Origin of the sequence: Psychrobacter sp. NPDC078501 (assembly GCF_044900935.1) — a bacterium.
Classification (GTDB): Bacteria; Pseudomonadota; Gammaproteobacteria; order Pseudomonadales; family Moraxellaceae; genus Psychrobacter.
The window spans coordinates 12,548-35,682 of record NZ_JBJDOS010000009.1 but is presented as its reverse complement, the minus strand read 5'-3'; the positions used below and the strand labels follow the sequence as shown (position 1 = coordinate 35,682).

General features: G+C 43.7%; 20 protein-coding genes. 9 read left to right on the top strand and 11 right to left on the bottom strand.

Features of this window, described 5'->3' with window-relative positions:
• Nucleotides 1-37: 37 nt before the first annotated feature.
• The 3 genes from ACI2IW_RS12235 (at nucleotide 38) to cobA (ending at nucleotide 6,085) form a co-directional block, all read left to right on the top strand.
• Nucleotides 38-1,516 carry an NAD(P)/FAD-dependent oxidoreductase gene (locus tag ACI2IW_RS12235; protein ID WP_227522874.1) on the top strand — a complete coding sequence of 493 codons (1,479 nt, stop codon included), beginning with the start codon at nucleotides 38-40 and terminating at the stop codon, nucleotides 1,514-1,516.
• Entirely contained in the window at nucleotides 1,513-5,016 is a 3,504-nt protein-coding gene (locus ACI2IW_RS12230) for a nitrate reductase (RefSeq protein WP_101204540.1), read from the top strand. The genes ACI2IW_RS12235 and ACI2IW_RS12230 overlap by 4 nt, the downstream gene beginning before the upstream one ends.
• Nucleotides 5,017-5,221: 205 nt before the next feature.
• On the top strand, nucleotides 5,222-6,085 hold the full coding sequence (cobA, locus tag ACI2IW_RS12225) for a uroporphyrinogen-III C-methyltransferase (protein WP_227522881.1): 864 nt from the start codon (nucleotides 5,222-5,224) through the stop codon (nucleotides 6,083-6,085).
• 164 nt (nucleotides 6,086-6,249) lie between these two features.
• Here the strand turns inward: cobA and ACI2IW_RS12220 are convergent, their stop codons facing one another.
• Nucleotides 6,250-7,134 (bottom strand): LysR family transcriptional regulator, encoded by an 885-nt coding sequence (locus ACI2IW_RS12220; RefSeq protein WP_102094142.1) that lies wholly within the window; start codon nucleotides 7,132-7,134, stop codon nucleotides 6,250-6,252.
• Nucleotides 7,135-7,308: 174 nt separating this feature from the next.
• Between ACI2IW_RS12220 and ACI2IW_RS12215 the strand changes: the two genes are divergently transcribed.
• On the top strand, nucleotides 7,309-8,448 hold the full coding sequence (locus ACI2IW_RS12215; protein WP_101204543.1) for an alkene reductase: 1,140 nt from the start codon (nucleotides 7,309-7,311) through the stop codon (nucleotides 8,446-8,448).
• A gap of 171 nt (nucleotides 8,449-8,619) precedes the next feature.
• Entirely contained in the window at nucleotides 8,620-8,841 is a 222-nt protein-coding gene (locus ACI2IW_RS12210) for a hypothetical protein (RefSeq protein WP_101204544.1), read from the top strand.
• 35 nt (nucleotides 8,842-8,876) lie between these two features.
• Here ACI2IW_RS12210 and ACI2IW_RS12205 read toward each other — a convergent pair whose 3' ends face one another.
• The 7 genes from ACI2IW_RS12205 to ACI2IW_RS12175 all read right to left on the bottom strand — a co-directional run bounded on the left by ACI2IW_RS12205 (nucleotide 8,877) and on the right by ACI2IW_RS12175 (nucleotide 14,510).
• Nucleotides 8,877-9,344 (bottom strand): DUF305 domain-containing protein, encoded by a 468-nt coding sequence (locus ACI2IW_RS12205; protein ID WP_101204545.1) that lies wholly within the window; start codon nucleotides 9,342-9,344, stop codon nucleotides 8,877-8,879.
• Nucleotides 9,345-9,387: 43 nt separating this feature from the next.
• A complete protein-coding gene (locus ACI2IW_RS12200; protein WP_371547256.1) occupies nucleotides 9,388-10,344 on the bottom strand; it encodes a copper resistance protein B in 957 nt (318 codons plus the stop codon).
• 25 nt (nucleotides 10,345-10,369) lie between these two features.
• Nucleotides 10,370-12,070 carry a copper resistance system multicopper oxidase gene (locus ACI2IW_RS12195; protein WP_404693804.1) on the bottom strand — a complete coding sequence of 567 codons (1,701 nt, stop codon included), beginning with the start codon at nucleotides 12,068-12,070 and terminating at the stop codon, nucleotides 10,370-10,372.
• Nucleotides 12,071-12,187: 117 nt separating this feature from the next.
• The gene (locus tag ACI2IW_RS12190) at nucleotides 12,188-12,823 is read right to left on the bottom strand and encodes a DUF411 domain-containing protein (protein ID WP_165597927.1); all 636 of its coding nucleotides are present in this window, start codon (nucleotides 12,821-12,823) and stop codon (nucleotides 12,188-12,190) included.
• 140 nt (nucleotides 12,824-12,963) lie between these two features.
• Complete coding sequence (locus ACI2IW_RS12185; protein WP_165597926.1) at nucleotides 12,964-13,557, bottom strand: cytochrome c; 594 nt, start codon at nucleotides 13,555-13,557, stop codon at nucleotides 12,964-12,966.
• A gap of 194 nt (nucleotides 13,558-13,751) precedes the next feature.
• Nucleotides 13,752-14,048: a hypothetical protein gene (locus ACI2IW_RS12180; RefSeq protein WP_227522875.1), complete on the bottom strand. Its 297-nt coding sequence runs from the start codon at nucleotides 14,046-14,048 to the stop codon at nucleotides 13,752-13,754.
• Between the two features lie 177 nt (nucleotides 14,049-14,225).
• Complete coding sequence (locus ACI2IW_RS12175; protein WP_101204550.1) at nucleotides 14,226-14,510, bottom strand: hypothetical protein; 285 nt, start codon at nucleotides 14,508-14,510, stop codon at nucleotides 14,226-14,228.
• A gap of 408 nt (nucleotides 14,511-14,918) precedes the next feature.
• Between ACI2IW_RS12175 and ACI2IW_RS12170 the strand changes: the two genes are divergently transcribed.
• The 3 genes from ACI2IW_RS12170 to ACI2IW_RS12160 all read left to right on the top strand — a co-directional run bounded on the left by ACI2IW_RS12170 (nucleotide 14,919) and on the right by ACI2IW_RS12160 (nucleotide 18,526).
• The gene (locus ACI2IW_RS12170) at nucleotides 14,919-15,641 is read left to right on the top strand and encodes a heavy metal response regulator transcription factor (protein WP_101204551.1); all 723 of its coding nucleotides are present in this window, start codon (nucleotides 14,919-14,921) and stop codon (nucleotides 15,639-15,641) included.
• Between the two features lies 1 nt (nucleotide 15,642).
• Complete coding sequence (locus ACI2IW_RS12165; RefSeq protein WP_101204552.1) at nucleotides 15,643-17,190, top strand: ATP-binding protein; 1,548 nt, start codon at nucleotides 15,643-15,645, stop codon at nucleotides 17,188-17,190.
• 208 nt (nucleotides 17,191-17,398) lie between these two features.
• On the top strand, nucleotides 17,399-18,526 hold the full coding sequence (locus tag ACI2IW_RS12160; protein ID WP_101204553.1) for a M14-type cytosolic carboxypeptidase: 1,128 nt from the start codon (nucleotides 17,399-17,401) through the stop codon (nucleotides 18,524-18,526).
• A gap of 66 nt (nucleotides 18,527-18,592) precedes the next feature.
• On the opposite strand, the gene ACI2IW_RS12155 is transcribed toward ACI2IW_RS12160, so the two are convergent.
• Together ACI2IW_RS12155 and ACI2IW_RS12150 are read right to left on the bottom strand one after the other, a co-directional pair.
• On the bottom strand, nucleotides 18,593-19,558 hold the full coding sequence (locus ACI2IW_RS12155; RefSeq protein ID WP_101204554.1) for an EamA family transporter: 966 nt from the start codon (nucleotides 19,556-19,558) through the stop codon (nucleotides 18,593-18,595).
• Between the two features lie 243 nt (nucleotides 19,559-19,801).
• A complete protein-coding gene (locus tag ACI2IW_RS12150) occupies nucleotides 19,802-21,181 on the bottom strand; it encodes a PLP-dependent aminotransferase family protein (protein WP_404693803.1) in 1,380 nt (459 codons plus the stop codon).
• 265 nt (nucleotides 21,182-21,446) lie between these two features.
• Here ACI2IW_RS12150 and ACI2IW_RS12145 point away from each other — a divergent pair, with 265 nt between their 5' ends.
• Nucleotides 21,447-22,628: an MFS transporter gene (locus ACI2IW_RS12145; protein ID WP_404693802.1), complete on the top strand. Its 1,182-nt coding sequence runs from the start codon at nucleotides 21,447-21,449 to the stop codon at nucleotides 22,626-22,628.
• Nucleotides 22,629-22,760: 132 nt separating this feature from the next.
• Here ACI2IW_RS12145 and ACI2IW_RS12140 read toward each other — a convergent pair whose 3' ends face one another.
• Nucleotides 22,761-23,033 carry a type II toxin-antitoxin system HicB family antitoxin gene (locus ACI2IW_RS12140; protein ID WP_101204557.1) on the bottom strand — a complete coding sequence of 91 codons (273 nt, stop codon included), beginning with the start codon at nucleotides 23,031-23,033 and terminating at the stop codon, nucleotides 22,761-22,763.
• Nucleotides 23,034-23,135: the final 102 nt, after the last annotated feature.

Here is a 23,135-nt window from a genome sequence, read left to right as displayed (position 1 = left end):
TCAATGCTGCTCCGCGCGGCTAAGGAATTTTCTGTTTATGTCGCTATCTATGTCGCAAGCCTCCACTAGGGTAGATACTCATACCAACACTCACGCCTTAGCATCAGACCATCAAAAAAACGCTGGCATCGTTATTATCGGAGCGGGCATGGCAGGCAGTCGTTTTGCCATTGAGCTTGCTCGCACGCAATCAAATGATGACACCGCCCGTTTGCCAATTACGTTAATCAGTAAAGAGCCGCAAGTGGGCTATAACCGCATTATGCTGTCACCAGTATTGGCTGGCGACACAGCGTTTGAAGATACTTATTTATATGACAACTCAGAGTATGAGCAGCTGGGTATTACCGTGCTGGCTGGGGTTGCAGTAGAGACAATAGATACTAAGTGCCAGTGTATTGAGCTAGATGATGGGCAAACACTCAACTATGCCAAGTTAATAATGGCCACAGGATCAACTGCTCGAGTCATTCCGTTCCCCAATCACACGGCTAAGGGCGTGCATGTGTTTCGAGACCTTGCCGATGTGACCGCTCTGATGGACTATGCCCGCCAAGGAAAAACGGGTTTGGTGATTGGCGGTGGCGTACTGGGATTGGAGGCTGCCTGCGCGTTAGCGGCACAGGGCGCGAGTATGACGGTCATTCATATGGATGGTTATGTCCTCAATCGTCAATTAGACCTGCCAGCCGCCGAACTTTTGCAAGCCGAGCTCCGCCGCCGAGGGGTTTGTCTCGCGGTTTCTGCACACACTGAAGCCATTGAGATGAATGACGCAGGAGAAGTATGCGGACTATCTTTAAAAGACGGGCGCATGCTAGCGGCCGATTTTATCGTGATGGCAGTGGGTGTGATACCCAATACAGCGCTTGCTAAGCAAAGCGGACTCGAGGTTAATCGCGGTATTGTGGTCGATGATTTTATGCATACCAGTTGTCCCAATGTTTATGCGATTGGTGAGTGTATAGAGCGAGAGGGCGAGCTATTTGGAATGGTGGCGCCGGTCAATCAACAAGTAGATACGTTGGTCACGGTTTTAAAAGATGCTTTGATAAAAAACGATACAAATGTGATAGACAATAAAACTGCCGTACCAGATCACTGGGTTTCTTTTGTGAGCAAACCGTTGTCATTAAAATTAAAAGTATCTGGTATGTCGGCATTTTCTGCAGGGCAAATCGCTTTTGATGACGAAGCCGCTGATACTGTTGAAACCCTCGTATATCGTCAGCCTGAATTAAACCATTATCATTGTCTGTACCTCAAAGAAAACAAACTCATTGGTGCTGTGCTTTATGGGGACACCAGCGATGGCAGCTTTTATAGCCAGTTGATTATAGATAACGTTGATATTACGTCCATCAAAGACACACTCATATTTGGTGAGGCATATTGTCATTTGGATGAAATCACACTTAACAATTTGCCAACTACGGAAGTAGATATAGAATTTAATGAGACAGACAAGAACGTCGATCATCATAAAGCGGCTGAACTGTTAGAGGATGCATTATGAATGACGCTATTGCCAATGAATCTGCTGCAAGCAAAGTAGTATCAGCTAATAAATCGAACGGCCTACCTAATAGCGTGCAAAAAGCAACAGACTGCGTCATTGAAACACATGATATAAGTGCTGCCAAAAATATAAAAAAAGCACTGACGTCTTCTGATGGCGATTTGATTGATAGCTCGATTGATAGCTCTATCACTACTATCCGCACGACGTGCCCTTATTGCGGAGTGGGATGCGGTGTTTTAGCGAGCGTAAATGAGACAGAGGTGCTGAGCGTTAAAGGAGATCCTGAGCATCCGGCTAACTTTGGTAAATTGTGCTCCAAAGGGAGTGCGCTAGCACAAACACTGGGCACTGCGCGCCGCTTGACCGAGCCATATTATCAAAACAAGCAAGCAGTCATGAAACAGCATCAGCCTATGCAATTGGGTAATGATTTCAATGCTATAGACGTATCCGACAAGCCACTTATAAATCAGACAGACTGGGACACCGTTTTAGATGACGTAGCCAGTCGTTTAAATGACACTATCGCTAAACACGGGCGAGACAGCATTATGTTTTATGTCTCAGGTCAATTGCTGACTGAAGACTATTACGTGGCTAACAAATTTATAAAAGGGTTTATTGGTAATAATAACATCGACTCCAACTCTCGGCTGTGTATGTCATCTGCAGTAGCTGGGCACAAACGTGCGTTTGGTGCAGACCTTGTGCCGGGTAATTACGAGGATTTGGAAGCTTGTGATTTATTGGTACTGGTAGGCTCCAATATGGCGTGGTGCCATCCTATTTTGTTTGGTCGATTTTTAGCAGCCAAAAAAGCCAATCCTAATAAAAAACTGATTGTAATAGACCCGCGCCGTACGGACTCTTGTGAATTTGCTGATTTGCATTTACCAATTGCTGCGGGTACGGATACACATTTATATAATGGGTTGCTGCATTACCTAGATCAGCAGGGTTGCCAAGATGATGAATATGTTAACCAAAGCTTGGGCGTTGATGATGCGGTGAATGCTGCCAAAGCATGGAGCATTGACAAAGTTGCACACGCCTGCCAAGTGTCGGCAGATAGTATCCGCCAGTTCTATGAATGCGTTGCCGCCACTGATAAAACAGTCACTGCCTTTAGTATGGGCGTTAATCAATCACAAAGCGGAACCGATAAGGTCAATGCTATTACCAATACCCATTTGTTCACGGGGCGTGTGGGCAAAGTAGGGGCCAGTCCGTTTTCACTTACTGGACAGCCTAATGCAATGGGTGGACGAGAAGTCGGCGCCCTTGCAAATCTGTTGGCGGCGCATTTAGAACTAGACAATGCCGATCATCGTCAGCTTGTGGCAGACTTTTGGCAGTCGCCTCAACCTATCTCCCCAAACGTGGGTGTCAAAGCCTGCGATGCTGCCGCTGCCATATTGGATGGTCGTATCAAGGCCATTTGGATTATGGCCACCAACCCTGTGGTCAGCTTGCCAGATGCGGATAATTTTCGTCAAGCGCTTGCTGCATGTGATTTGGTAATTGTCTCTGATTGCTCGGTAGACAGTGATACGGTAAAGTGTGCCGACATTGTACTGCCTGCTCAAGGGTGGGGTGAAAAATCTGGAACGGTCACCAATTCTGAACGGCGTATCTCTCGGCAGCGGACATTAATGCCTGCAGCAGGGCTTGCCAAACCAGATTGGTGGATACTGTCTCAAGTTGCCACACGAATGGGATTAACGGGGTTTGATTACCAACATCCTAGCGAGATATTTAATGAGCATGTGGCATTGACCGCTGATGGTAATACGCATAGCCACAGAACATCTCACTCTAATAAGAATTACCCTCGTTATCTGAACCTTAGCAAAGACTTGTCTGCTTTAATGACAGATGAGGTACCAGCCGATAAACCTGCTCAACAATATATTAGCCAGCATATTAACCAGAACGGCAATCAAATACATCAGCCAATCGTACTCAGTCAGCAAGCATACGAAGAGATGCTACCGTTTCAATGGGGTGGCACGCGTATCTCTATGATTGATAAGATAAAACCTTTAGAAAACGAGATTATTAATTCCGCTGCTACTATTACTAAGTCACAGTTAATCGCTATTACACCCTCTAATGAAGCGAGCGTAGCTAATGTGCATCGATATCAAAGCAGGCAAAAACCCCAACTGATTGTTGATAATCGAACACCCTCTAAACACGAGGTTGAGTATGATACTCAATCTGAAAACGAAGTGTTTCATGTACGCCTGATTACTGGCAGGCTGCGTGATCAATGGCACACCATGACTCGCACTGGCCTTGCATCGCAGTTAAATCAACATCAGCCAGTACCGACACTGACCATACATCCTAATGATGCACGGCAGCTAGGTGTTCAAGACAATGATTTTGTGCAACTGCATCGTAGGTATGAAAACTACGGAAAGTATGAAAGTTATGAGAACGGCGTGACCAATAATGGCATAGTCATTGATATCGCGATGAGTACGGCTAGGGATGGCAACGAGCCCGCAAGTACCGTAATGGCGCAAGTTGCCATTAGCGATACGTTGCGCGTTGGTGATGCGTTTATGCCCATGCATTGGAGCAATGCTTTTGCTAGCTTTGCTCGGGTAGGTCCCCTTATTCCAACAGTCGTCGATCCACATTCAGGGCAGCCAGAGCTCAAAAATTCGGCGATCAGTGTCACGTCCGTTCCTATGCAATCATTTGGCAAGATTTTGGTGCATCCTGAGTGGCAAGACGCCGTTATAGTGCAACTACGTACTATTTTGGCCAATTTTTCTGCGCAATCGTCAGAGAAAGAATTGTCTGAAACAAAATGCGAAGCACATTCGAATAATATTTTGCCAGAGGCATTACCTGCACTTACTTGGAGTTTGAGTCATCAAAATAACAGTGTCTTGATAAATCTCGCTAGCCCGATGGTGGAGGCTAGCAGTACCTTAGCGTGCCCCGAGTTTTGGCAGCAGTTTATGGCCTCTATGCAATCATTATCACAGCCAAACTGTCAAGAGCGTGTCATGCATACGGCGTTTACGGTCGATAATGTACAGAATCAATTGCGTTTTATTGTGACGCAATCTGCGCCTGAGACGGACTCAAATAACGCTGCCATAAATAGTGGGTCATCTGATGATGAGAGACCCAGCACACAACTGATTATGGCTATTTATGTTGCTCCAACGCAAAAGCAATTACCGAGTGTACGTTGGCTCGATAGCTGCTTTACGGATACTAGTCAAATACCTGTTAATCAACGATATAAATGGTTGCTAGCGGGGCGGCCTGCCAGCGGCTATGTTGATCCAGGACCTTTAGTGTGCTCATGTATGTCAGTTGGAAAAAATACCATTCTCAACGCTATCACACAGCATGGTTGTATTAGTGCGACGGCAGTGGGTAAGCAGTGCCGAGCAGGTACCAATTGTGGCTCTTGCGTGGGGCAAATTAACGCATTAATCGCAGAATGCGGCCCATTGGCACAAGCTTAAATGATGTTATGGCACGTCGCTTGCAGCCTTTTATATGCAATTACTGGTTGAGTGTTGTGTTATGAACAATAAGCCATTTTAGGGTAGGGGTTTATTGACAACTTTGCTTGTGGTTGCCCATTTTGCTGTATTCACGCTGTTATCAGGAGTCACCACCATGACCAATATATCTGCCGCTACCTCAATGCATGAGACCTATCAGCTAATGGATCAACACTGCGCAGAAAACGTGCAAACTTGCACCAAAAGAGGCACTGTGCATCTGATTGGCGCAGGATCTGGTGACCCTGAGCTATTAACATTAAAAGCGTGGCGAGTAATGCAGCGCGCAGAGGTCGTGTTATACGACAGTCTGGTGTCTGAGGATATTTTGGATATGTGCGCGAGCACGGCTGAAAAAATATTCGTTGGTAAGCGCCGCGCCAATCATGCATTGCCACAAGAAAGTATTAACGAGCTACTGGTCAAACACGCGCTGGCAGGTAAGATGGTGGTTCGCTTAAAAGGTGGCGACCCTTTTATTTTTGGACGCGGCGGCGAAGAGCTACAGGAAGTGGTACGTCATGGCATTCATTTTGAGTCTATTCCAGGTATTACTGCCGCCAGTGCCGCTGCTAGCCGTACAGGAATTCCACTAACGCACCGTGACCATGCTCAATCGGTCAAGTTTGTTACTGCTTGCAAAAAAAATGGCGCGCCTAATAACGATTATAGTGAGCTAATGGACAGCAGCCAGACAGTTGTGTTTTACATGGGTTTGCACCGTTTGCATGAGATGACACAAGGGTTGATAGCAGGCGGACGTGACAGCGAAACGCCTTTTGCTATCATTAGTCATGCCAGTATGCCAACGCAGCAAGTACTTATCGGCACATTAAGTGATATCGCTGATCAGCAAGCTGAAGCAAAACTGCCAACCCCTGCACTATTGATTATGGGTGATGTGGTCACTTTATATCATGAGTTTGCAGACTATAATCTTGGCGCCATGGGTAAAGGTGAGTTTGTTGATGTTGATAAAGTGATAAGCAGTAATGATTTAATACCCAATTTGGAGAGTATTGCGTAGGATAACTATGTTTAAAAGACTGTTATTTTAAGAAACTGTTACTAAGGTGATTATGTGCACCCGTCTAGAATCTTGTGTAGAACCATGTTTAGTCTAGATAATACTTACATCAAGTTTAAGAGTGTTCGATGTCGTTTCAAGGTTGGCTATAGCTAAGTTACTTATTATAGATTTCGTAATTGCTCGATTAACCAACGATGTATGCCACTGTCAGCAGTACGTGGATGCCATGCTGCGATGACCTTAAAAGTAGGCGGCAATGCTTCCACCTCAAGTTCTTTGACCTTATTGCTCGGCAATAATCGCGAAGGATAAAACGCAATCATGTCAGTCGTGTGCAAAATATCTGGTACAGCCGAAAAGCTAGGAACCGACATCACAATATTTCGTTTTAGACCTTTTTCTGCAAACCATTGATCATGAGAGCCGCGTAAATTAGCACGCGAGGGTGACACGACTAGCTGCGCGTGTGCAGCCACTTGCGACAGCGTCAATGGCTCTGTGGCAAAGGTATTTTCACAACCCGTCACGCATAAATGTTGCTCTTCAAATAAAGTCACATATGATAAGTTATCAGGGATAAATTCAGGGAAGGTAATCAACAAATCAAGCTCGCCTGCTGCAATCAGCTGATTGATATTGTCTGAGGCAAAATCACGTACGATTAACTTCAAATCTGGTGCTTCGCGTCGCGTAATATTAAACAATTGCGGTAATAATGCCTGCGTCGCATAGTCAGTCGCACTAATCGTAAATATGCCTTTGTATGTGTGCGGCATAAAAATCTCTGGCTCTAACAAATCTTCCAACTGCTTTAATATATGGTCAATAGGTTGCTGCATCGATAGCGCTTTTGGTGTTGCCACCATGCTATTGCCTTGACGAATAAACAAACGATCATCAAACACCTCACGTAACTTGCGTAACTGCTCACTGATGGCTTGTTGGGTCAGCCCCATTTTGCGTGCGACTTGCGACAAGTTTTTTAGATCAAGTAGCGCCTGCAATACTCTAAGTTGCTTGATATCGAGCCGATTCATACCATTCATAATTTCATACCATTAATAATTGTATCTTAAACAAGAAACGGTTGTTTCTAATTGTACCTGCAAAACGCTATGCTGACCAACATTGCTTAAGTAGCCACTAAATGAGCTGTTAAGCATTAAAACAGGCTCAATACATTCAATAATAAGCCATCAGCTGCTTTAAAAGAGATACTTATGACACAAACTATTCCAGGTACAAAGACATTATTTTCCTCTGTAGCACTTGGGCCTTATACGCTCAACAACCGTATCGTAATGCCGCCATTGACACGCTCTCGTAGCACGCAACCTGACAATATCCCTAATGACTTAATGGCCAGCTATTATGCACAGCGTGCGTCAGCAGGCTTTATGGTGACGGAAGGTACGCAGATTGAGCCAAGAGGTCAAGGTTATGCTTGGACACCGGGTATCCATTCACCAGCCCAAGTTGAAGGCTGGAAAAAAGTCACGCAAGCAGTACATGACAAAGGCGGTATTATTTTTGCTCAGCTTTGGCATGTAGGCCGTGTGTCGCACACCAGCTTGCAGCCTAATGGTGCTCAGCCGGTAGGGCCGTCTGATATTACCGCTGATAACGTCAAAGTATTTATTGAAACAGGTCCAGGTGCAGGTGCATTGGCTGATCCAAGTGAGCCACGCGCTCTCAGTACCGATGAAGTTGGTGAGTTGGTAACGATGTATGCGGCCGCTGCGCGCAATGCATTGGAGGCGGGTTTTGATGGGGTAGAGCTGCATTGTGCTAACGGTTATTTGGTCAATCAGTTTATCTCTGAGCACACCAATCACCGTGATGATCAATATGGTGGGTCGTTGACCAATCGTTTGCGCTTCTTAAAAGAAATCGTCGCTGCTGTCAGTGATGTGGTGGGTGCTGATCGTTTAGGCGTACGCTTTGCGCCATTATTTGCGAGTACGGATGAGACGCGCGTGTATTTAGGCTTGGTAGAGTCAGATCCCCATCATACCTATGTCGAAGCAGTCAAATTGCTTGAGCAAGCGGGTATTGCTTATTTGTCCATTGCAGAAGCTGATTGGGATAATGCGCCTGATTTACCAGACACTTTTTATCAAGCAGTCAGAGAAGAGTTTTCAGGCCGTATTATTTATGCTGGCAAGTACACGGTACAAAAAGCTGTGAACATTTTAGAAAAAGGCTACGGTGATTTATTCGCGTTTGGTCGTCCTTTTATCGCCAATCCTGATCTGCCAGAGCGTATTGCCAATAACTGGCCATTGAATGAAGTAGATCCTACCACGATGTATGGTGGTACTGATGTGGGCTACAGTGATTATCCTTACTATCAAGAATAGCAAAGTACATAAACAGTGACTGAGATAAGGCCATTAATACTAATGGCCTTATTTTCATTTATAAATTTGTGACTTGTTGGATATTCACAGACAGTCAATCTTTAAGCGACAATTATTGTTTTTGTCGCTTAAAGGTTTTTCTTTTATCGTTTTATCAATAGGTAGTAGGCAATGAATCAGAATTCCAAAGACAGACTTATACGCATATTGATAGGATATGTCGGACTTTATCCAACGCTCCTAATCGTATTGACGTTATTGAAGCCTGTGACCCAAGGATTAAGCCTGCCAGTGGTGGTATTAATTGAAACGATAATACTTGTTCCACTGACACAGTTGGTGTCTTTCCCACTAGCAGGCTGGGTCATTGAGCGTCTGAGCAGAAAAGAGTGATCACTTTTCGCAGCGTTCACTGGTACACCATTCTCTTATTCAAGCTCATCAATCAACTGCTTCATTTCATCAATTTCACGTTTTTGTGCTTTTATAATATCATCAGCAAGCTTTTGTACACGCGGATCTTCAATATCAGCGCGACTACTAGTGAGAATGGCAATCGAGTGATGCGGTATCATCGCCTGCATCCAATCGACTTGATCGACAGTCGCTTGAGATCTAACGCCCCAGATACCAACTGCAAACATCAATACACTTAGACCATAGATCATCAAATTGACCTTGGTCTTTTTATACATATTGGTCATAAATGCCAACATGACGACTGCCATACCGGCACCCATATATAGCGCCATATAAGCTCGGGTTTCACTAAAGTAAATGTGATCCCACTGGTAGGTGTTAAAATACATCATGATATACATGATGACAGTCGATGTCAGAATCATTAAGGTGAATTTTACATAAGGGTTCATATTTTTTTGCTTAGAAGCTTCCATGATATGACCTCCATTGTTTTGTTAAATTAAAATGGGTAGACAGTTAAAACCAGAATTTAACCCCCGCAGTCAAACTACTGCTATCAACTGATTCATTTTCTTGACGTCGTTGGCCACGAGCCTTGCCAAGCGCTGTCTCATAACTAACACCTACATAAGGAGCTAGCTGGCGACTGAATGTCTCGTAAGTCAGCCTGACCTCAGTTTCCATCTCATTAAAGCCTTTGGTAATACCATTATCATGGTCATCTTTACTAAAGGCAGTCAGTCCAACCTCCGGTATGACTACCCAATGCTGATCCAAACGCCATTCGTACTCTGCGCCCAAATCAAGACGAAGTTGACCATCGGTATATAAGTAGGCTCTCGCATCCGTTTCGATAAAATAAGGCGCGGTACCGACAATACCTGCCATTATGGCAGCGTTATCGTTTTCAGTATCGTAAGCGACACCAGCTTCACCATTCCAGAAAATGCTCAGTGGTTTCCAATAAGCAAGCGAGCTCAAGCTATCGATTTCTTTATCATCTTTAGTCTGAGCACTACCTTCCGTGCGTAGTCTTATACGGTTACTATCAGTACCATACCAACCCATCGCTTCGAAGTTGATTTGATCCTCATCAAACTGATAGCCCAAGTCGTCTACTGAGACTCCCCATAATGGCATGCTGCCCATCATCATGGGTTTACCATACTGCCCGTATGGAACCCCATTTGAATAGTCTGGACTGCGAGCATCAGCTGGTGGCTGCCCACCTTGCATACCCGACATATCCATACTGCTGTGCTCCATATCAGACATATCGCCTGACATATCCATGCCGCTGTGGTCCATACTAGACATATCACCCGACATATCCATGCCGCTATGATCCATATCGGACATATCCATGCCGCTGTGATCCATATTCGACATCTCAGCAGCTGCTGCAAAAGATGATGCGAGCAAGACTAGTGATGACAAACCAATGAATGGCAGATTTTTCTTAGATATTTTCATAATAAGCCTCATATTCGAAGGTTTGTTAAACGACGGCAACTTCTCGGAACATACCAGCTTCCATGTGATAAAGCAGGTGGCAATGCCACGCCCATCGTCCAAATTCACCCGTCACATCGAAGCTAATCTTTTGCGCAGGCTGCACCACAATCGTATGTTTACGTACCTGAAAGTCTCCAGATGGCGTGCGCAAGTCGCTCCACATACCATGCAGATGCATAGGGTGGTTCATCATCGTGTCATTAACTAAGGTGATACGCACGCGCTCGTTAGGCTTAATATTGACAGGCGTTGCATCCTTAAACATGACACCATCTAAAGCCCAAATATAGCGCTCCATGTTACCCGTTAAATGTAGCTCAATCTCTCGGGTAGGCTTACGCTGCTCTACAAATATGGCCTCCTCGACAGAGCGCAGCTGACTATAATTCAGTACGTCACGATTGATATTACGCAGGTTGATACCGGGATCATCTAGGTTCATACGTGGACTGTCGACACGCATATCAGATTTAAAGTCATACTCGGTCTTGGCATGCTTTGCTTTGTAGCCTTTATCACCCATCGCACCCATCATATCGGCCATGGTCAGCCATTCGATCTGATCCATAGCAGGTATTGCAGCACGAGCGCCTTTCTTGGTCGCAAGCGTGGTCGCGACATAGCCTGAACGATCGATATTTTGGGCAAATATCGTATGTGCATCTTGAGTAGGCGTGACGATGACATCATAGGTCTCAGCCACGCCAATGCGGAAATCATCAATCGCAACAGGTGCGACATCAATACCATCTGTTGCCACCACAGTCATTTTGAGACCCGGTATACGCACATCAAAAATGGTTTGCGCTGAAGCATTGATAAAGCGTAATTTAACGGGCTGTCCTGCTTTTACTAGCTTTGTCCAATTAGCCGCTGTGGTCTTACCATTCATCAGATAGGTAAAGGTCTTTTCGCCAGATAAATCAGTAAAATCCGTCGGCATCATGCGCATCTGATTCCACATTTTGCGCTTGTCATAAGCGGCTTCTAAATCTGTTGCGGCGATATCAGACAATAGTTTTTTGAAATCTGGCAGATGATAATTATCAAAGTCAGCGCGCTGTTTGAGCAATTTCAAGAGATTGTGCGGATCGCGGTGCGTCCAATCACTCAGCACGATTACATGGTCTTCCTCGATAGGATGACGCTCACGGCCTTTGGGTTCAATGACGATAGCACCAAGCATACCGGTTTGCTCTTGAAAGCCACTGTGTGAGTGATACCAATAGGTGCCTGATTGTTTAAGTTTGAATTTATAGGTAAAGGTGCTGTTCGCGGGAATACCATCGAAACTGATACCTGGCACCCCATCCATCTCAAAAGGTACCAGCAAGCCATGCCAATGAATAGAGGTTGACTCATTCATCTGGTTATGAACACGGATAGTTACGGTATCGCCTTCACGCATCTTTAGCGTTGGTGCTGGTAGCGAGTCATTAATCAGTGTTGCCATACTCGACTTGCCATTGACAGTGACGGGCTTCTTGCTGACATACAGATCAAACTCATTCCCAGTTAAGATAGGTACGATATGGTCGGCTTTATCACTGTTGATGGCTACATTCTGCTGGCCTTTACCGAGCGCACTATTGGCAATAGACGGTAGGGTGGACAGCATGGATGCCCCTAACAAGGTAGAAGATCCTGTCAAAAAACGCCTGCGGTTAAACATAGTTGTGTTCATAATAATTCACCTGATTTATATCTATAAAGTGAGAGTCGAGTCTATATTTATCAGCTAAGTCTATGACTTTGGCCGCTTATTAATAGAGCTGGATAAGCTATTTAAACGACAACCAAGCTAGATTTGCTGCTGCGGTGAGTCAATAGTTGCATAAATAGCTGTTGAGCCATCTTTATTAAGCTGCATCACTTTATATGGCATAAATTTATCTTGGTATTCCATACCTGGGCTACCGACTGGCATGCTCGGGACAGCAAGGCCAATCGCATCACTTGGCGGGTTTTTTAGGAACTGCGCCATATACTTAGCAGGGACATGACCTTCAAATACGTAGCCATCAGTAGTGACGGTGGTATGGCAAGAGCGCATTTGCTGCGGTACGCTGTATCGCTCTTTAAACAAGGACACGTCTTCGACATTCTGTGCAGTTGCGTTTAAACCATGACCTTCGGCATAACCGACCCATTCTTTGCAGCAGCCACAATTCGCATCTTTATAGACGGTGGCTGAGATATTTTTTAGGATAGTTGATTGGGTATCTGAAGGAGCGCTGACTGGCATTATTTCAGCTGTTGGTTGCTCCGTGTGCGTAGCAACAGTTGGCTCAGTCGCTGGTGTTGAGTCAGCAGCAGCGGAGTTAGGTTGACTACAAGCGGCAATCGTTAACGATAACGGCAATACCACGATCGCCGAGAGCACACGGCCAGATATCAGATTATGTTCATTAATAAATCTATTAGTATAGCGTCTCATAAAACCACTCCCGAGCGTCTGTCTGACGATTAAATATTATAAAAATTAGAGCCACATCACTGGACAAAATAGTGCTAGCAAAGCTTAAAACTCAAATCGCAAAAAGCAGCACTATTGAGCACTGCATTTTGTACAAAAAATCAATGTTGCATGCCGGATCCATCACCTGACATATCCATCTCACCATCAAATGACATATCCAACATACTATCGTCTAACCGAGTCGTTAGCATGGTGTACTGGTTTTCATTTAAGTTAGGTAGCGATCTAATAAAAGCAACCATCGCCCATATTCTGTCATCATCGTGAGTAGCGCCCCAAGCGGGCATGCCAGACGCCATAATGCCATGTTTAATCGCCCAAAAGCTTTGTCTGGCACCAGCCTCGTTTCGATAGCGCTTAACGATATCCGCCTGAGTAAAGTTAGGAGGCTTTGGGTACATACCGCTATTTAAATCTGTGCTGTTGACGCCAGGAGATAAATGACAGCCTGCACACATATCTTTGTAATCTGCACCGCCCGAGCTGATCATCTCCGCCTTTTTTAAATTGGGAACCAAAATATTCTTACTGGCATGTTCAATCGAGCGTGTGCGGGCAGTTTCTAAAAAATCGTAAACCAGCGGACTATGAGCTCGATCAGCACCGATATTTATCATGCCACTAGTCACCACCATAAAAATGCCCACAATAGCGACAAAGACAGTAAACAGTATTCCTAGTAAAAACTTCATAGGTTTGTCCTAAAAATCCATTTTATTTAATATCCCATTACTGCTTGATCAGCTTCTCTGACAATATAGTCAAGTCTATATAAATCCGCTACAGCGTCATCCTCGCTAAGCATATTAATGTATAACTTGCACTCGGTTTCCTTGTATCGAAATTATATTGAACTGACTATAGTATTGAACTTATAAATTGATATTTAAGAATCGCTATCGCTGCTCACACAGTGCTTTTGGTACATCGCTTTCATTTTGCTCATGTTAGCCATCATGGCTTTCATAGCAGGATCATTCATATCCATTTTGCTATGATCCATTTTTTGCATCATCTGCATATGCTTTTGCATTTTCTCACAGTTCATTTGGTCTTTTTCAGCGTGCATTTTGGGATCGTGTGCCAACGCAGAGGTTGAAACAACTAAGGCTATAGCAGTTGCTACGATTGATTTAGAAAGTGGCATTGATTTGAGCAGTGGCATTGGTTTGAATAATGACATGGTAAATCCTTATTTAAATTGGTATGTAGTCGAAAAGACTTTAAGATATTAAGTTACTTTAAAGCATACTTTAGTGATTCTGACAGAGAGATGACGGTAAGATTACAATTCTGTCATCTTACTATTTATGGTTTTTAATGTTGTCAGTAATCCTTTAGTATGACATCAGAGCTGATATCACTTATCGCTACCATATTTGTTAATGAAGTATTTTTCAGACTGTAGATGTTGATCTTTGTGTTCAATCTCACAAGCCACTCTCGCATCGATATAGCTTTTCATTTGTGAATTTGAGAGCTGAGCATCGTTATGATCCAAGTTTTTTGCAAACTCAGTCACAGCGTCGCAGTTGTTGATGATTGAAGTGCTTAGATCAATCGTATGCGCATTGGCAGTGGTAGTACCGATAAGTACAGATACCGAAAGCAGTACTACTTTTTTGAACGAACCATAAATTTTCATATAAAACCTCTTTCGTAAGTTGTTTACATTGATTACCGATAAAAATAATTCATAGTAGCTAGGGCGTGTCCTCATTTTAAAAATGGTGATAAAAATGAGATAAATTGCCGTCAAACGAGGAAAATAGTGCAGATAATATCGAGATATTGACCAATTATTTGACGATGTTTGGCAAAATTTAGCTGTTTTTAGCCCATTTAGAGACACTCGTTTGAATTGAGGACACGCCCTAAGTATTGGATAGTAGCTAAGTATTGAAACGAGCACCTATGTACCGTTTATATAGATTAGCAAAATAAAACTGACAGTCTGATTACGAGCACATGACATCTTTGTCCGCTACCAGTCAATATTGTCACCTGTGCTGGTTAGAACGTTAAACAATCATGACCGTATTGAGGAATTACAATGAAAGTACTGCTGGTAGAAGATGAATTGAAGCTTGGCGAGTATATAAAAAAAGGCTTAACCGAAGCTGGGTTTATCGTGGATCATCAGCTAACAGGATTAGATGGCTATCATGCATTGATGACGGAAGAATTTAGCGTGATATTGATGGATGTGATGCTGCCTGATGTTAGTGGCTTTGAGCTGGTGCGTAATTACCGAGCGGCTGGCAAGCATACGCCTGTGCTATTTCTAACCGCAAAAGATGACTTAAGTGACAAGATAAAAGGGATTGAGATTGGTGGCGATGATTATTTGACCAAGCCTTTTGCCTTTGCAGAATTGATCGTCAGGATGAAAAGCTTATTACGACGTGCCAATCAAGCCGACTATCAAAGTACGATTATGCAAATAGCGGATCTTAAGATGGACATCGGCAAGCGTACGGTGCATAGAGGAGATAAGCCTATTAAGCTCACGGCAAAAGAGTTTTCCTTACTACAGTTTTTATTAGAGCGCCGCGGTGAAGTGCTTCCACGCTCAATCATCGCCTCCCAAGTATGGGATATGAACTTTGAAAATGATACCAATGTGATTGATGTGGCGATAAGACGTCTTCGTATAAAAATAGACGATGATCATGACGCAAAGCTGATTCATACGGTGCGCGGGATGGGCTATCGGTTAGAAGCTGTCGATACAGCGCTTGATAGCCAACCATCTCACGAAGCTGGCAATGTCTAATATGAAATATAGGTTTGATAATCGGCGCTTGCCACTATTATGGCGTACTGTGTTGCTGCTCACGATATTTGTTGTTATATCACAGGTTATCATTTATATATGGATACAGCGTTCTGTTAAAGGCCATTTCGAGCAAATGGACGCTGAAATTATGACTCATGCGGCTTTTAATCTACGTAAACGAGTGATAGAACCTAGTAGCCCTATAACTTCCCAAACCCTACCTAGCTCTCAAAATCCATTGGATAGTCAACAGCCGCTAAGAGCGGCACCTGACGTAATGCCTGATGGAGATACTTCTACCGCAGCGATATCAGATGAAGCTGATCATCAGCATTCTTCTTGGCTAGATTACGATCTAAAAACCATTATCGCTAATAAAGAAGGGCAGATACTGTCTAGTACCCCCAATAACTTTGCTCAAGAGCTAGGGGAAGGATTTAATCTGTCATCACTGAAACAAGATAATGATAAGCAACAGTTTGTGATGAATATCAACAGCCGATACTATCGAGCAATGGTCATTGAAGACGACAAAATGCTCGCGCTTATCGCATTGCCTATAGATGTGCATCATCAGTATTTATTACAGTTCAATCGTCAGCTTAGTATGATTTTGTTCGCGATTACCTTGTTGCTCGTATCAGTAGCGGCGCTGGGTGTGTATTGGGGTTTTGCACCTTTGGCGACCATCGTCCAAAAAATGAAAACAATGAATCCTGACAGATTGGATGATAGAGTCACGGTCAGTGATATGCCGTTAGAGCTGCGACCATTAGCAGAATCTTACAACTCAATGATGGCCAAGCTTGAAAGTAATTTTGAATCATTGTCACGGTTTTCAGACAATATCGCCCATGAGCTGCGCACTCCAATAGCGACACTCAGCACGCAAACGCAAGTCATGTTAAACAAACCGAGAGCTAGTGATGAATACATTGAGCAGCTACACCATCAGCATGACACCTTAGAGCAGCTATCGGCCATGATAAATAATATGCTGCTGCTAGCAAAAACCCAAAAAGGATTGAGTGACTCGCAAATCAGTCACGTGGATACGGACAGTTTAATCACCAAGCTCGTTGATTACTACGAAATGATTGCAGAAGACCGAGGTATCGCTATTGAAACCAAAGGTGAGTTCAGCGCTGTTTTAGGAGATAAAAGTTTATTACAAAGGCTCTTTGCTAATCTGATATCGAATGCGATTTATTATGCTGCTCAAGATAGCGTTATAACCATTAGTGCAGATAGAGTAAACTCAGATGAGATGGTGGGTACAACAATAAGCAGTCTTCAACAATCAAAACAAGCTATTTTACGAATGACCATCACTAACCAATTAGATGAGCCGTTGACACAAAGTGAGGCAGATAAGTTGTTTGAGCGCTTCTATCGACATCATAAAACAATAGATCGCCACACAGGAACAGGTTTGGGTCTATCTATCGTACAGTCTATCGTTGGGGCGCATAATGGTAACGTCAGTATTACTATAAAAGACGATGATTACTTTCAAGTAAGTGTCGAGTTATTAGCAGAGGTTTAATCTTTTAGTAGCCAACGCTAAATATTCAACCTGAACAGATAGATTTGATAGGTTATTGCCTTGAAAACGAGCTGATAATGACCAAGTAAATGTATGTCTAGTGCCCAATATAAAGCTAGAGATTATTACAAGGCAATAGGTAGAACAGTAAGTCGATAACGAACATAATACTTAAAACACAATCATAAAAATCAATTAGGGAATGACTATGCATATCACAGCTAATTTTGATGCAGGCAACATTGACATTATTAATGCAGACAACAAAAAAGACATTCAATTAGCGATTCGTCCAGATGTTGGCGGCGAGTTTTTTCAGTGGTTTAACTTTCGTTTGTCAGGTCAAATAGGGGAGCAGTATGTTCTCAATATTCTGAATGCAGGAGAGGCGTCTTATCTAGAAGGGTGGGAGAACTACCAAGCGGTGGCTTCTTATGATCGTCAGCATTGGTTCCGTCTGCCAACCTCTTATAAAGATGGCAAATTGACCATCGTGGCAGAGTTAGAATGCGAAACCATTCAGATTGCGTATTTTGCGCCTTATAGCTATGAGCGTCATCAAGATTTATTGGCCGCCGTGCAAGTGCATCCGCTAGTGACGTTAGAGCATCTAGGCGAAACGCTTGATAAACGTGACTTGACCCTAGTCAAAATAGGTGACGGTGCTGCCCACAAGCGCAATATATGGATTACTGCTCGTCAGCATCCAGGTGAGACGATGGCTGAATGGCTCATTGAGGGTTTGTTGTATAGCTTGTTAGATAGTGATAATGCGACTGGCAAACAGTTGTTAGACAAGGCCAATTTTTATATTGTTCCTAATATGAACCCTGATGGCAGTGTGCGTGGACACTTGCGTACTAACGCTGCCGGAACCAACTTAAATCGTGAATGGCAAAGTCCAAGCTTAGACAAAAGCCCTGAAGTATTTCATGTGATTAATAAAATGGAAGCGACAGGCGTGGATCTATTTTATGATGTGCATGGTGATGAAGCATTGCCGTATGTATTCCTCGCTGGGTCACAAGGGACGCCAAGCTACAGTGACCGTCTTGCTGGACTACGTGATAAGTTTTCAGAGGTATTAAAGTTAGCCAGTGCCGACTTTCAGTCTGAGATTGGCTATGAGGTCGATGCACCAGGTGCTGCCAATATGACCGTTGCCACCAATTGGGTAGCAGAGCGTTTTGATTGTCTTGCTAATACGTTAGAGATGCCATTTAAAGACAATGATAATCTGCCCGATGAAGAGATGGGTTGGTCACCCGAGCGTTCTATCAAGTTAGGGGAAGCATCACTGGTAGCAATGCTAGCTGTGGTGGATGACTTACGATAACTATAGAAAAAAAGCTGCAGAAAATAGAAAGCTGCTAATGATGGCTGAGTGTTTTAGTGGTCATCGTTAGCAGCTTCTTTTCATTTTCACATTCGCCAATAACAGCCCTGATAAGATCAACATCATGGCCAGCATCTTCCACCAAGTCACCACTTCTCCTGTGAGTAGTACTGAGGTCACCATACCGAATACGGGCACCAATAGTGCAAACGGCATAACCTTGGACGCGGTATTTTGACTGAGTAAGTGTGCCCACAGACCAAAGCCAATTAAGGTTGAGATATAGACGATAAACCCAAGTGAGAGCCAAGACTTGAGTGATGCTTCAGTAAACGTCGCCATCTGCCATGCATCAGTCTCAAATGTAAGAGAAGATATCGTCAACATCACGCAAGCAATGAGACCGCCCCAGACTACCAGCGCTAGCGCAGACAGAGCAGAGGCTTTATTTTTTTCAGTGCTGGATGTAGCAACAGATACCCTTGTTCCTTGCTGCATCGCTTTTAGAGCCGTTTGCTCTGACGCTTTTTCTGAGGTCTGTTTTGATGCTTGCTTGGAGGCAATATTACCAAAGCTCCAACCGATGGCCGCAATCAAAATACAGATGAACCCTGCCAAAGGCATATCACCGCCAAGGTTTAGCGCAATCACGCTGAGTCCTAGTACACCGACCAACATACCGACGATTTGCATACGGCTGACTGCTTCACCCAATATAAAGTACGCTAGCAATACCGTGATAAAAATCTGAATTTGTAGCAGTAGTGCCGTCAGCCCCGGGGATGAACCCAGATGCATTGCTGTAAATACAAAGGCGTACTGCATGACAAATGTACCGATAGCATAGATAAACAAGGTACGGTTGAATTTAGGCGGCTTTAGAAACAAAACCAATGGCACAGCAGTAAAGAAAAAACGCAGAGCAGTAAGCATCAATGGCGGAAAGCTCTCAAGACCCCACGCAATAAAAGTAAAATTTACGCCCCAGATAAAGGTAACCAGTATAGCCAATGCAGTATATATAGGGGACATATGAGCTATCCTAGAGAAATAGTATCCGTTGTCGGGAGTGGTTATATTTAATTGTGTTCAGCTTATGTTTAGGCTTAGAATTATAGTCGAAAGGTCAATATATAATAAGAAGGTACTAGCACTATAGTCGATTCAATTTAAAAGTAGTACAAGGCAACCGAGTGTAGATGTACATGTGATACTTCAAGCGAGGTTAACGCTGTAATACTTTATAGTGGAATGACTATATAAGTCTCTGATTGATCAGTCTAACGATTGAGCCAATACCTCGAAAATTTTTGAATGGCTCATCTGCGCCACATTGAACCGCATAAAATTTTCAGCATTGTCCGATTGGCTAAAAACATTGCCCGGTGCCAATACCACACCTTTGGATAAACAGCGATTGGCCAATTCGGTCGCATTATTATTCTTAGGTAATCGGCACCATAGGAACATACCTGCTTGTGGGAGCAGCCACGGTACGATGCCTAATTTGGCCAATCGTGGTAGCGTATGAGTACGCGCGCTTGCCAGCCGAGTATGGATATCATTCATATGCTTACGGTAGCCGCTATCAGTCAATGCTGAGAACACAACCGCCGCTGCTAACTGACTGCCACCAAAGCCAGTCGCTATCTTTAAATCTACCAAACTCTCAACCCACTCTGTAGGCGCTGCAATATAACCACAGCGTAGGGATGCTGATAACGTTTTAGAAAAACTGCCTATATAGAATACTCGTGATAACCCATCCAAAGCCGCCAATCTCGCCGCAGGCTTGACTTCAAAATCTGCAAAAATATCGTCTTCGATAATGTACAAATCAGCAGTCTGAGCCAATTGTAATACACGGTATGCCGTAGCAGGTGATAACGTTGCGCCCGTAGGATTATGAATGGCAGCATTGGTGATGTACAGGCGCGGCTTACACTCATCTAAAATCGCTGCAAAGGCATCTATATCTGGCCCATTTGGCGTATAAGACACACCAACCACTTTGACCCGATGGGCAAGCAGCTGTGCTCGAAAGTTAAAATAACAAGGATCATCGACGATGACCGTGTCACCCGGCGTCAGCAAAAATCGAAAAATCAAATCTATCGCCTGAGTGCCTGAATCCGTCAATATAACCTGTGATGGCTCTGCATTGATACTTAATCCTGCCATACGCCGTGTGAGTAATTGGCGCAATGTTAACAGTCCTAGCGGCGTTGCATACTCACTGATAATGGACGCGTCAGCCTTTGCCACATTTCGTAGACCACGGCGTATACCTGCCTCAAACAGCCAGTCCGCTGGTAACCAGCCGCAGCCTGGCTTTAGCGCGCCATCGGGTGGCTCCAGTGACTGCCGCGATACCCACAACGGATCTACCACTCGGTCAATTTTTGGTGCTATATCTGTCAATGATAGCGGCGCTGTAGTTTCTGCCACATAAAACCCTGCGCCAGGACGGGAGTAGATGATTCCCTCAGTTTGCAGGCGTTCATAGGCTTCAACCACGGTAGATGGCGAGAACCCATAATCTTTGGCAGCGGCACGGACGGAGGGTAGTCGCGACTCTGGCATGTAGATGACAGTCGCTATTTTCTCTTTTACGTCAGCCATGACAACTTCGATACGTGTTAGCTTTTTATTCATATTTTTTACAATTTTTGGTAAGGCGAATTTTGTGAAGGTTTTATCTTAAGGTTATAGCTAGGACAATATATGGGTAGGATATCCGAACTGTATGGGTTTTATAGACCAAACAGTTCTGTCTAATTGTACTGGATTGTATATAGATAACCTACTGTACTTTTGTTTTAATCATTGAACGTAAACGATGTAGAGGTAGGTGTCATTCTACTGTGAATCACACTTACCTCAGTCAATTCAATGGTAATTCTTCAAAAAGCAGCGATATATGACCACGAAAAAATATAATAAATATCTGGCCTTTGCCTTATGCGTGATAACGACAAGCGTCAATATCCAAGGGCCGCTTTATGCCGTTTACGCACACAATGATGGCTATGGTGTACTAGCAACTACGATAGCGTTTTCCTTTTATGTATTAGGCGTCATACCTGTATTGTTGGCTTTTGGTGGGTTGTCTGATCGGATTGGACGGCGCAAGACAATTTTAATAGCTTTAGCGTTATCGGTAGCAGCGACGGCTCTTATGTTATTTTATCCATACACGCGAGCATTAGCAGTAGCGCGATTCGTACTGGGTGTGGGAACTGCTCTGATGGCTGCTACGGCGACAGCCTATATGATTGAGCTGCTTGGCTCATCGGATACGATGCGTGCGACAGCGTGGGTGACGGCCAGTACGACGATAGGTTTTGGTCTTGGTCCTGTATTGACGACAGTTTCTTTAATGTTTTACGAAACCGATCAGCCAGCCAGTTTTTTCTTACTGCTAGCGAGTGGGATATTCGCTATGTTTTTGTTATATCAATTACCAGAGACAGCACCTAAACGCACTAATTTGCCCACATCTATGCTACGGCTACCTTATTTTAATCGTGAAGTCATTTGGTATGGCAGTAGTATTTTGATTTGTTGGGCGACGACAGGTTTGGTGCTGTCAGTTATTCCCTCAGTACTGGCCACACATGGACTCGCTAAGTATGCAGGGATATCCTCTATGTTAGCCATCAGTTGTGGATTGATCGTTCAGCCAATCGCCCGAAAGCTTGACCCTCAAGTCTCAAGCAAGCTTGGTCTTTTGATCTTATTACCGGCTTATGCTTTATTGGCTTGGGGGACGTTGAACGCCAATCTACCAGTCATTCTTTTGGCGGCATTCTTGGCCAGTACTAGTTGCTATGGCTTTGTCTACTTGGGCGGTATGCTAGGAGTCGCAAAATCTGCTGGAAATGAGCAGGCACGTGCAAGTGCAGGCTATTTTCTGATGGCATATATAGGGCTTAGTGTACCCGTCATCTTTACTGGTTTGATTGTGGATAGGTATGGTGCTGCTACTGCGTTCTACGCCTTTGGTGTGTTTTCATTAGTTGGTGTGATTGTCTTATTTGCTAGCCAGCCTATATTGAGAACTGGACGTCATTCGAACGCCAATCTGCATAGCCTGTCTTAAAATAAGATTGATAATGCAGTTTTCTATTCATTATCTTTTTAATTTTTCATGATTAGATTACTTGTCCTTTTTGTTATGTGAATTTTTTTAGTTCATTTATTATATCTGACAGGCATGAGTGGTTCTTTGATGTCATTCATATAGCTCATGTATCTGAATATCTACTACTGCCCAATCCATTCCTTCAAAATCTAGATTATCTTTATGTTTAGTACTATCGGTAGGTAGAGGAATGGCTTCACCGTCTTCTATCAATCCTTTTAGATGGAGCATAATCGCTTCTTTAGCATTATTAGAGATATCTGCACGTTCATCGCTGGCTGAATAGCAACCCACTATGTCTGGGATAAATATGCCATAAGCTGTTGTTTTATTACTTGGTGTAATTGCTATGGGATACTGCATTTAACATTCCTCATGAAGTTTGAACCTAAGTATAACTGCAAATCGCTTAGATAATGCTCTACATAACCTCTTAAATATAACTCACTTTCAAAATTATATTGA

Excerpts from the sequence above, each read along its gene's own strand:
- ACI2IW_RS12235 (WP_227522874.1), top strand. The coding sequence starts at position 38 with ATGTCGCTATCTATGTCGCAAGCCTCCACTAGGGTAGATACTCATACC.
- ACI2IW_RS12230 (WP_101204540.1), top strand. The coding sequence starts at position 1,513 with ATGAATGACGCTATTGCCAATGAATCTGCTGCAAGCAAAGTAGTATCA.
- cobA (WP_227522881.1), top strand. The coding sequence starts at position 5,222 with ATGGATCAACACTGCGCAGAAAACGTGCAAACTTGCACCAAAAGAGGC.
- ACI2IW_RS12220 (WP_102094142.1), bottom strand. The coding sequence starts at position 7,134 with ATGAATGGTATGAATCGGCTCGATATCAAGCAACTTAGAGTATTGCAG.
- ACI2IW_RS12215 (WP_101204543.1), top strand. The coding sequence starts at position 7,309 with ATGACACAAACTATTCCAGGTACAAAGACATTATTTTCCTCTGTAGCA.
- ACI2IW_RS12210 (WP_101204544.1), top strand. The coding sequence starts at position 8,620 with ATGAATCAGAATTCCAAAGACAGACTTATACGCATATTGATAGGATAT.
- ACI2IW_RS12205 (WP_101204545.1), bottom strand. The coding sequence starts at position 9,344 with ATGGAAGCTTCTAAGCAAAAAAATATGAACCCTTATGTAAAATTCACC.
- ACI2IW_RS12200 (WP_371547256.1), bottom strand. The coding sequence starts at position 10,344 with ATGAAAATATCTAAGAAAAATCTGCCATTCATTGGTTTGTCATCACTA.
- ACI2IW_RS12195 (WP_404693804.1), bottom strand. The coding sequence starts at position 12,070 with ATGAACACAACTATGTTTAACCGCAGGCGTTTTTTGACAGGATCTTCT.
- ACI2IW_RS12190 (WP_165597927.1), bottom strand. The coding sequence starts at position 12,823 with ATGAGACGCTATACTAATAGATTTATTAATGAACATAATCTGATATCT.
- ACI2IW_RS12185 (WP_165597926.1), bottom strand. The coding sequence starts at position 13,557 with ATGAAGTTTTTACTAGGAATACTGTTTACTGTCTTTGTCGCTATTGTG.
- ACI2IW_RS12180 (WP_227522875.1), bottom strand. The coding sequence starts at position 14,048 with ATGTCATTATTCAAACCAATGCCACTGCTCAAATCAATGCCACTTTCT.
- ACI2IW_RS12175 (WP_101204550.1), bottom strand. The coding sequence starts at position 14,510 with ATGAAAATTTATGGTTCGTTCAAAAAAGTAGTACTGCTTTCGGTATCT.
- ACI2IW_RS12170 (WP_101204551.1), top strand. The coding sequence starts at position 14,919 with ATGAAAGTACTGCTGGTAGAAGATGAATTGAAGCTTGGCGAGTATATA.
- ACI2IW_RS12165 (WP_101204552.1), top strand. The coding sequence starts at position 15,643 with ATGAAATATAGGTTTGATAATCGGCGCTTGCCACTATTATGGCGTACT.
- ACI2IW_RS12160 (WP_101204553.1), top strand. The coding sequence starts at position 17,399 with ATGCATATCACAGCTAATTTTGATGCAGGCAACATTGACATTATTAAT.
- ACI2IW_RS12155 (WP_101204554.1), bottom strand. The coding sequence starts at position 19,558 with ATGTCCCCTATATATACTGCATTGGCTATACTGGTTACCTTTATCTGG.
- ACI2IW_RS12150 (WP_404693803.1), bottom strand. The coding sequence starts at position 21,181 with ATGAATAAAAAGCTAACACGTATCGAAGTTGTCATGGCTGACGTAAAA.
- ACI2IW_RS12145 (WP_404693802.1), top strand. The coding sequence starts at position 21,447 with ATGACCACGAAAAAATATAATAAATATCTGGCCTTTGCCTTATGCGTG.
- ACI2IW_RS12140 (WP_101204557.1), bottom strand. The coding sequence starts at position 23,033 with ATGCAGTATCCCATAGCAATTACACCAAGTAATAAAACAACAGCTTAT.